At 69.9% G+C, this 9362-nt stretch carries 4 protein-coding genes and 1 pseudogene; 4 read left to right on the top strand and 1 reads right to left on the bottom strand.

Features of this window, described 5'->3' with window-relative positions; translation table 11 throughout:
- Nucleotides 1-404: 404 nt before the first annotated feature.
- Together ADL12_RS15410 and ADL12_RS15415 are read left to right on the top strand one after the other, a co-directional pair.
- On the top strand, nucleotides 405-920 hold the full coding sequence (locus ADL12_RS15410; protein WP_062702682.1) for a DUF6912 family protein: 516 nt from the start codon (nucleotides 405-407) through the stop codon (nucleotides 918-920).
- Nucleotides 921-1012: 92 nt separating this feature from the next.
- Entirely contained in the window at nucleotides 1013-1678 is a 666-nt protein-coding gene (locus tag ADL12_RS15415) for an HAD family hydrolase (protein ID WP_062702684.1), read from the top strand.
- A 123-nt stretch (nucleotides 1679-1801) separates the two neighbouring features.
- Here ADL12_RS15415 and ADL12_RS15420 read toward each other — a convergent pair whose 3' ends face one another.
- Nucleotides 1802-2368, bottom strand: coding sequence for a DJ-1/PfpI family protein (locus ADL12_RS15420; RefSeq protein ID WP_062702686.1), 567 nt, complete (start codon nucleotides 2366-2368; stop codon nucleotides 1802-1804).
- 1018 nt (nucleotides 2369-3386) lie between these two features.
- Here ADL12_RS15420 and ADL12_RS15425 point away from each other — a divergent pair.
- A complete protein-coding gene (locus tag ADL12_RS15425; RefSeq protein WP_062702688.1) occupies nucleotides 3387-8318 on the top strand; it encodes an NAD-glutamate dehydrogenase in 4932 nt (1643 codons plus the stop codon).
- Nucleotides 8319-8429: 111 nt separating this feature from the next.
- Nucleotides 8430-9362: pseudogene (locus ADL12_RS15430) on the top strand (hypothetical protein); the annotation flags it as partial.

Raw genomic sequence — 9362 nt, forward strand, 5'->3', positions numbered from 1 at the left:
CGCGGCGGCTGGGCGGGCGGGTACCGGGGCGGTGCTGTGCCCTGGTCATGACCTTGTTCATGGAGTCCCCGTTCGGTGAACCCGGAGAGATACCGGGCAGTAACTTTGCGGTCGGTGATCTTGTACGGGGTTCCGGGTGTCGACGGCAAGGAAGCGGGGGCTCGGGGTGGGGGGCCGGAATGTTCACTTATCTGGGTGATCCGCAGACGCGGAAGGCGGTGATGGCGGGCCTGCACCGGGTGAATTTCCGGACCGGAGTGGACGCCGTGCGGGGTGGTGGTGGGGACTCGAAAGGGGACGCCCGCACGTATCCTGAAGGCCGTCCGGAAGGTGCGGGACCGGGAGCTGCGGGACCCGCCCTTCCGAGTCCTTGCGGAGCCTTACGAACACGAAAGCGGTCAGCCATGCGCGTCTATGTCCCCCTGACCCTCCCCGGTCTCGCCGAGGCCTACAAGACGGGTGAGCTGGGGACCGGGCCACTCGTCGCGTACGGCGTCACGCCCGCGTTGCGCGAGTGGTATCTCTCCGACGACATCGAGGAGTTGGAGTACGCGGCGCTGAACCGTGCCGCGCTGGCCTCGCTGCGGCTGCTGGCGGCGGACTCCGGGGCGCTGCGGCGCCGGGTCGTGGTCGCCGTCGACGTGCCCGACGGGGTTGCGGTCGCCGATCCCGACCGGGGACTGGATCCGTCGGCCCTGGGGGAGGTGCGGATCGCCGGGGGTGTGGCGCTGGCCAAGGCGGCCGCCGTGCATGTCGACTCGGGTGACGCGGAGGCGGACGTGGCGGCCGCCGCCGCGGCGCTGGAGGCGGCCGACAGTGGGGACGACGACGCGCAGTTCGTCGTCGACGGGGCCGAGGACCACGAGCTGCTGTGGTACGCGACCCAGGAGATTCCGAATCTGGTGGGGCTCGGCGGCTGAGTCCGGGGTCGGCACAGCTGCCTCGTTCTGCACAGGTGCCTCGTGACCTGCTGTTCTCTTGATTGTCAGTGGTGGCGGGTACGGTTTTTGGCATGGGGAAGCAGGTAGGGGCGCACATCGTCTGGGACTGGAACGGGACGCTGTTCCACGACAATGACGCGATCATCGGGGCGACGAACGCGGCGTTCGGCGAGCTGGGACTCGAGCCGATCACGATGGAGCAGTACCGGGCGCTGTACTGCGTGCCGGTGCCGAAGTTCTACGAGCGGTTGCTGGGGCGGCTGCCGACGGACGCCGAGTGGGAGGTCATGGACGAGACCTTCCACCGGTACTACACCGAGCACCGGGTGAGGTGCGGGCTCACCGAGGGTGTGGCGGAGCTGCTCGTGGAGTGGCGGTCGGCGGGGCGCAGCCAGTCGATCCTCAGCATGTACGGGCATGAGGAACTCATCCCGCTGGTCCGGGGGTTCGGGATCGAGGAGCACTTCATACGCGTCGACGGGCGGACCGGGCCGTCCGGGGGCAGCAAGGCCGAGCACATGGTGCGGCACATCGAGGCGCTCGTGAGCGTGGACCCGGCCCGCACGGTGGTGATCGGGGACGCGGCCGACGACGCGGTGGCGGCGCTGCATGTGGGGGCGCGGGCCGTGCTCTACACCGGGGGGTCGCACAGTCGGGCCAGCCTTGAGCAGGTGGGGGTGCCGGTGGTGGACACGCTGGGGGAGGCGGTCGCGGAGGCGGAGCGGTTGGCGGCGTAGGCGAGCGCGCTGGCCGGGCAGGCCGGGCACGCTTGTGAGGTGCCCGGCGTCGGGGCTCGGTGGTGGGTCAAGCGGCCCGGCGGCGGGCGGGGTGCCCCCAAGCTGCTTCAGCAGGCCGTCCCGTTACGTCACCGGTGCCTTCGCGCGCAGGACCGTCAGGAACTCGCGCATCCAGCCGGAGTGGTCCGGCCAGGCGCGGGAGGAGACCAGGGTGCCGTCGACCACCGCCTCGGCGTCCTGGAAGGTGGCGCCGGCCGCCTGCATGTCCAGTTCCAGGGCGGGGTACGCCGTGACGCGGCGGCCGCGGAGGCTGTCGATCGCTGCGGTGAGCAGGGGGCCGTGGCAGATCTGGGCGACCGGCTTGTCGGCGTCGAAGAACGACTTGAGGATCTTGCGGAGTTCGGGGTCGTTGCGGAGGTACTCGGGGGCTCGGCCGCCGGGGATGACGACGGCGACGTAGTCGCCGGGGTCGACCTCGGAGAAGGCCAGGTCGGCGGGCCAGGTGTAGCCGGGTTTCTCGGTGTAGGTGTCGAAGTCGGGTTCGAAGTCGTGGACGACGAACTGGAGCTTCTTGCGGGTGGGAGCCGCGATGTGGACGTCGTAGCCCTCTTCGCGGAGGCGCTGGTACGGGTAGAGGACTTCGAGCGATTCGGCTGCGTCACCGGTGACGATGAGGATCTTGGGCGGCATGTCGGGCGCTCCCCTCAGGCGGGCGTGCGCTGTCATGGCCACTGTGCCTCAGGTTTTCGGCCGCGCCAACCGGGAGGCGACAGTTGCAGCGGATCGCGCACGCACAGGCCTGCACTAGCTCGATCGTGTGATGGTCTGCTCGCGGGCCTGCGGCGTGCCGGGTGGGCAGGCGTAGCGTCGTGGTGCGGTCTGGGACGCCGGGTGTGGTGCCAGCGTGCGGGGCCTCTGCGCCACCAGTGAGATGGTTCAGGGCCTCCCCGAGGACTTCGAGTGACTCCCCTTGGGAGAGTTTGGTCCATACGCAGCCCCGCGCCATGGGCTGCCGCCTGCGCCCGTTCGTGCCGCTCAGGTGGCACGGGCGGGCGTGGCTGATTCCGACCCAGAGCCATAACTGTCCGTGGGCTGCCGATGCCGGTGGGTTGGTCGGCCGTGCCCAGCCGCTCCGTCACACCGCTGTTTTCGGACACGGGCTGCCTCGCGATGGCATGCTTTCGCCTCGGTTTTTGTCCCTGCCTCTGCCTCAGCGCTGCACCCCAGCCTTCCCCTCGCCACCCCGCCGCGCCAGTTACGCCCTCCGCACCCCCTTTGCCCCTGTGCAGAACGTCAAAGTTCCACCCCCGGTTTTGTACACATACGGCTCATGACGGGCCCCCTGTAAGGAGCGATAGCCTTAGTGGCGTGATCAGCGCGATAGCTCGCGGGAGCACTGTTGCTCCTGCCCTGCGCCCGGCGAACACGGACGACATCCGTGACCGGGCGGCGGTCGCTGGTCTTCGCGGGCGGGAGGGGGGCGCAAGGGCTCCCGGGACGTCATGCACAGCCTGGGCCCGGACGCCGCAGAGAGCAGCGTCACACCCCGTGGGCAGCTCAAGATTGGCTCATATATCCCCGCTCATCTCACCTCGCGGCATAGCGTCGAAGCAGACCGGACACCCCGCGTCGCGGCGTTACGCCGGAGGGGAAGAGACCGTACTTCCTTCAACGTCACGCAACGGCGCGCGACAGGAGCCAGAGGACAATGCAGACCAAGCTGGACGAAGCCAAGGCCGAGCTGCTCGAGAGGGCCGCCCGGGTAGCTGAGAACAGCCCGGTCGGGGGGTATCTACCGACTGGGACGACGGACGAGGGCACCGCCGGCACCCCGGACCACGACACCGTGCTCGCGTTCCTCCAGCGCTACTACCTGCACACCGCACCGGAGGACCTCAGCGACCGCGACCCGGTCGACATCTTCGGAGCCGCCTTCTCGCACTACCGTCTGGCCGAGAACCGCCCCCAGGGCACGGCCAACGTGCGGGTTCACACGCCCACCGTGGAAGAGAACGGGTGGACCTGCAGCCACTCCGTCGTCGAAGTCGTCACCGACGACATGCCGTTCCTGGTCGACTCCGTCACCAATGAGCTGACGCGGCAGGGGCGGGGGATCCATGTGGTCATCCACCCGCAGGTGTCCGTCCGCCGCGATGTCACCGGCAAGCTCATCGAGGTGCTCCCCGAGCCGCCCGCCGGCGAGCTGCCGCACGACACCCACATCGAGTCCTGGATCCACGTCGAGATCGACCGTGAGACCGACCGCGCCGATCTGAAGCAGATCACCGCCGACCTGCTGCGCGTCCTGTCCGACGTCCGCGAGGCCGTCGAGGACTGGAGCAAGATGCGGGACGCGGCCCTGCGGATGGCCGACGAACTGCCCACCGAGCCCACCTCCGACCTGCGTGAGCAGGAGGTCGAGGAGGCCCGCGAGCTGCTGCGCTGGCTGGCCGACGACCACTTCACCTTCCTCGGCTACCGCGAGTACGAGCTGCGCGAGGACGACTCCCTGGCCGCCGTGCCCGGCACCGGCCTGGGCATCCTGCGCTCCGACCCGCACCACTCCGAGACCGACAGCCACCCGGTCAGCCCGTCCTTCGAACGGCTGCCCGCCGACGCCCGCGCCAAGGCCCGCGAGCACAAGCTGCTCATCCTCACCAAGGCCAACAGCCGGGCGACCGTGCACCGGCCGTCGTACCTCGACTACGTCGGGGTGAAGAAGTTCGACGAGAACGGGGAGGTCGTCGGCGAGCGGCGCTACCTGGGCCTGTTCTCCTCGGCCGCGTACACCGAGTCCGTCCGCCGGGTGCCCGTCATCCGGCGCAAGGTGGACGAGGTGCTGGAGGTCGCCGGGTTCTCGCCGCACAGCCACGACGGGCGCGACCTGCTGCAGATCCTGGAGACGTACCCGCGCGACGAGCTCTTCCAGACCCCGGTCCCCGAGCTCCAGCGCATCGCCACCTCCGTCCTGTACCTCCAGGAGCGCCGTCGGCTGCGGCTCTACCTGCGGCAGGACGAGTACGGCCGCTACTACTCGGCCCTCGTCTACCTCCCGCGCGACCGCTACACCACCGGCGTACGCCTGCGGATCATCGACATCCTGAAGGAGGAACTCGGCGGTACCAGCGTCGACTTCACCGCCTGGAACACCGAGTCGATCCTCTCCCGGCTGCACTTCGTCGTCCGCGTCCCGCAGGGCACCGAGCTGCCACAGCTGTCCGACGCCGACAAGGAGCGCATCGAGGCCCGCCTGGTCGAGGCCGCCCGCTCCTGGGCCGACGGTTTCGCCGACGCGCTCAACGCCGAGCTCGGTGAGGAGCGCGCCGCCGAGCTGCTGCGCCGGTACTCGGGCGCCTTCGCCGAGGGCTACAAGGCCGACCACACCCCGCGCTCCGCGGTCTCCGACCTGGTCCACATCGAACAGCTCACCGAGGAGAACAACTTCTCGCTGAGCCTGTACGAGCCGGTCGGCGCCGCCCCGGAGGAGCGCCGGTTCAAGATCTACCGCAAGGGCGCGGCCGTCTCCCTGTCCGCGGTCCTGCCGGTCCTCAGCCGACTCGGCGTCGAGGTCGTGGACGAGCGGCCGTACGAACTGCGCTGCTCCGACCGCAGCGTCGCCTGGATCTACGACTTCGGCCTGCGCATGCCCAAGTTCCCGGGCGGCGACTACCTGGGCGACGACGCACGCGAACGCTTCTCGGAGGCCTTCGCCGCGACCTGGACCGGCAAGGCGGAGAACGACGGCTTCAACGCCCTCGTGCTGAGCGCCGGGCTGACCTGGCGGCAGGCGATGGTGCTGCGGGCGTACGCCAAGTACATGCGGCAGGCGGGCTCCACCTTCTCGCAGGACTACATGGAGGACACCCTCCGCAACAACGTCCACACCACCCGCCTGCTCGTCTCCCTGTTCGAGGCGCGGATGTCGCCGGACCGCCAGCGCGCGGGCCGCGAGATCGTGGACGCGCTGCTCGAAGAGGTCGACGCGGCGCTCGACCAGGTGGCGAGCCTCGACGAGGACCGGATCCTGCGGTCCTTCCTCACCGTCATCAAGGCGACCCTGCGCACGAACTTCTTCCAGGAGGCGGCGGGCGGCCAGCCGCACGACTACGTCTCCATGAAGTTCGACCCGCAGGCCATCCCCGACCTCCCGGCGCCGCGCCCGGCGTACGAGATCTGGGTGTACTCGCCGCGCGTCGAGGGCGTGCACCTGCGCTTCGGCAAGGTCGCGCGAGGCGGCCTGCGCTGGTCCGACCGGCGTGAGGACTTCCGCACCGAGATCCTCGGCCTGGTCAAGGCGCAGATGGTGAAGAACACCGTCATCGTGCCGGTCGGCGCCAAGGGCGGCTTCGTCGCCAAGCAGCTGCCGGACCCGGGCGTGGACCGGGACGCGTGGCTGGCGGAGGGCATCGCCAGCTACAAGACGTTCATTTCGGCGCTGCTCGACATCACCGACAACATGGTCGCGGGCGAGGTCGTGCCGCCGTCGGACGTCGTCCGGCACGACGAGGACGACACCTACCTCGTCGTCGCCGCCGACAAGGGCACCGCGACCTTCTCCGACATCGCCAACGGGGTCGCCGAGCAGTACAACTTCTGGCTCGGGGACGCCTTCGCCTCCGGCGGCTCGGCCGGCTACGACCACAAGGGCATGGGCATCACCGCCCGCGGCGCCTGGGAGTCCGTCAAGCGGCACTTCCGCGAGCTGGGCGTGGACACCCAGAGCGAGGACTTCACGGTCGTCGGCATCGGCGACATGTCCGGTGACGTGTTCGGCAACGGCATGCTGCTCAGCGAGCACATCCGCCTGGTCGCCGCCTTCGACCACCGGCACATCTTCATCGACCCGAAGCCGGACGCGGCCACCTCCTACGCCGAGCGCCGCCGCGTCTTCGAGCTGCCGCGCTCCAGCTGGGCGGACTACAACACCGAGCTGCTGTCGGCCGGTGGCGGAGTCTTCCCCCGCAGCGCCAAGGCGATCCAGGTCAACGCGCACATCCGCGAGGCCCTCGGCATCGAGGGCAAGGTGTCCAAGATGACGCCGGCCGAGCTGATGAAGGCCATCCTCAAGGCGCCGGTGGACCTGCTGTGGAACGGCGGCATCGGTACGTACGTCAAGGCGTCCACCGAGACCCACGCGGATGTCGGCGACAAGGCCAACGACCCGATCCGCGTCGACGGTGCCGACCTGCGCGTCAAGGTCGTCGGCGAGGGCGGCAACCTGGGCCTGACCCAGCTCGGGCGCATCGAGTTCGCGCGCCAGGGCGGCAAGATCAACACCGATGCGATCGACAACAGCGCGGGCGTCGACACCTCCGACCACGAGGTGAACATCAAGATCCTGCTCAACGGCCTGGTCGCCGACGGCGACATGACCGTCAAGCAGCGCAACAAGCTGCTCGCCGAGATGACCGACGAGGTCGGCGGCCTGGTCCTGCGCAACAACTACGCACAGAACACGGCGATCGCCAACGCCCTCGCCCAGTCCAAGGACATGCTCCACGCCCAGCAGCGCTTCATGAAGCACCTGGTCAGGGAAGGCCACCTGGACCGCGCGCTGGAGTTCCTGCCCACCGACCGCCAGGTCCGCGAACGCCTCGGCGCCGGCCACGGCCTGACCGGAGCGGAGACGGCCGTCCTGCTGGCGTACACGAAGATCACGGTCGCCGAGGAGCTGCTGCACACGACGCTGCCCGACGACCCGTACCTGAGCACCCTGCTGCACGCGTACTTCCCGACCCCGCTGCGCGAGCGGTTCCCGGAGCACCTCGTCAGCCACCCGCTGCGCCGTGAGATCACCACGACCGTGCTGGTCAACGACACGGTCAACACGGGCGGTACGACGTATCTGCACCGGCTGCGCGAGGAGACCGGGGCATCGCTGGAGGAGATCGTCCGGGCGCAGACCGTGGCCCGTGCGATCTTCCGCTCGGCGGCCGTCTGGGACGAGGTCGAGGCGCTCGACAACAAGGTGGAGGCCGACGTCCAGACCCGGATCCGGCTGCACTCGCGCCGTCTCGTCGAGCGCGGCACGCGCTGGCTGCTCAACAACCGGCCGCAGCCGCTGGAACTCGTCGACACCGTCGACTTCTTCGCCGAGCGCGTCGAGCAGGTGTGGTCGCAGCTGCCGAAGCTGCTGCGCGGCGCGGACCTCGACTGGTACCAGCAGATCTACGACGAGCTGTCCGGCGCGGGCGTCCCGGACGAACTCGCCACCCGCGTGGCCGGGTTCTCCTCCGCCTTCCCGACGCTGGACATCGTCTCGGTGGCCGACCGCATGAGCCGGGACCCCATGGACGTCGCCGAGGTCTACTACGACCTCGCCGACCGCCTCCACATCACCCAGCTCATGGACCGCATCATCGAGCTGCCCCGCGCCGACCGCTGGCAGTCCATGGCCCGCGCCTCCATCCGCGAGGACCTCTACGCCGCCCACGCGGCCCTGACCTCGGACGTCCTGGCCGCCGGCATCGGCACCGCGACACCCGAGCAGCGGTACCAGGCGTGGGAGCAGAAGAACCTGGCGATTCTGAGTCGGGCGCGCACGACCCTGGAGGAGATCCAGGGGTCGGACACCTTCGACCTGGCCAACCTTTCGGTGGCGATGCGCACCATGCGAACGTTGCTGCGGACGCACTCGTAGGCCGTACGAGTATCTAAGCCGTACGCGTATCAGGGCGCCCCGGGCTGTGACAGCCCGGGGCGCTCCCGCATTTCTGGACAGACCGGGAATTACAGTGCTGGCGTGAGCACGATGCGCGCCGCGCCGCCGACGCGGAGAACGACGGTCGTTCCGCAGGTCGCCGCCGCGCCGGTCGTGGTTCTGCTGCTCCTCGTGATCGTCCGGCTCCCGTGGGCCGGTGACCTCGGTATGCACGCGGCGACCGTCGAACGCCTGCGGCACAGCCTGGTCGATCCCGGCAACCCGCTGGTCGACGCGGACACGCCGAGTCCGTACTACTCGCCGTGGATGCTGGTGCTCGGGTGCCTCGCGCGGGTGACGGGGCTCTCGGTCTTCGTCGTGCTGCGGATCGGTGCGCTGGCCGGGCTGGCGCTCCTGACCACGGGCCTGTGGCGCTACGTCCGTACCCTGAGCGCGCATCGGGCCGCGCCCGCGCTTGCCGCGCTGTGCCTGGTGTTGCTGTGGGGGACCTCGCTGTTCACGTGGAGCGGGTTTCTCGGGCTGAACTCGCTGGCGCTGACGGTGTCGTATCCGAGTGTGTTCGCGCTCGGACTGGCCTTTCACTTCTGGGCCTGGCTGGCGGGGGCGGTGCGCTCGGGTCCGGCGGGCGGTCGGGGGACGTGGATCGGGCTCGGTGCGCTGTGGGCGGTGATCCTGCTCTGCCATCAGTTCTCGGGCGTCGTGGCCTCGCTGGGCGCACTGGCCACGGTGGTCGCCGCGCGGCCCGGGCGCGAGGTGTGGCTGCGGCTGGGGGGTGGGGCGGCGGTCGGGGTGGTGGTGCTGTGGGTGTGGCCGTACTACGACTTCTTCGCGCTGTTCGGGGCGGGCGCCGATCTGGAGGCGGTGCATCGGGGGCTGTACCGGGATCTGGTGGGCCGGTACTGGCTGGTGCTGCTGGGGGTGGTGGCGCTGGTGGTGCGGTGGCGGCGGGACCGGCGCGATCCGCTGGTGCTGTTCTTCGCGCTGGGGGTGATGGTCGTGGCGCTGGGCGGGGTGACCGGGCAC

Origin of the sequence: Streptomyces regalis, assembly GCF_001509475.1 — a bacterium.
Lineage (GTDB): Bacteria > Actinomycetota > Actinomycetes > Streptomycetales > Streptomycetaceae > Streptomyces > Streptomyces regalis.

Excerpts from the sequence above, each read along its gene's own strand:
- ADL12_RS15425 (WP_062702688.1), top strand. The coding sequence starts at position 3,387 with ATGCAGACCAAGCTGGACGAAGCCAAGGCCGAGCTGCTCGAGAGGGCC.
- ADL12_RS15415 (WP_062702684.1), top strand. The coding sequence starts at position 1,013 with ATGGGGAAGCAGGTAGGGGCGCACATCGTCTGGGACTGGAACGGGACG.
- ADL12_RS15420 (WP_062702686.1), bottom strand. The coding sequence starts at position 2,368 with ATGCCGCCCAAGATCCTCATCGTCACCGGTGACGCAGCCGAATCGCTC.
- ADL12_RS15410 (WP_062702682.1), top strand. The coding sequence starts at position 405 with ATGCGCGTCTATGTCCCCCTGACCCTCCCCGGTCTCGCCGAGGCCTAC.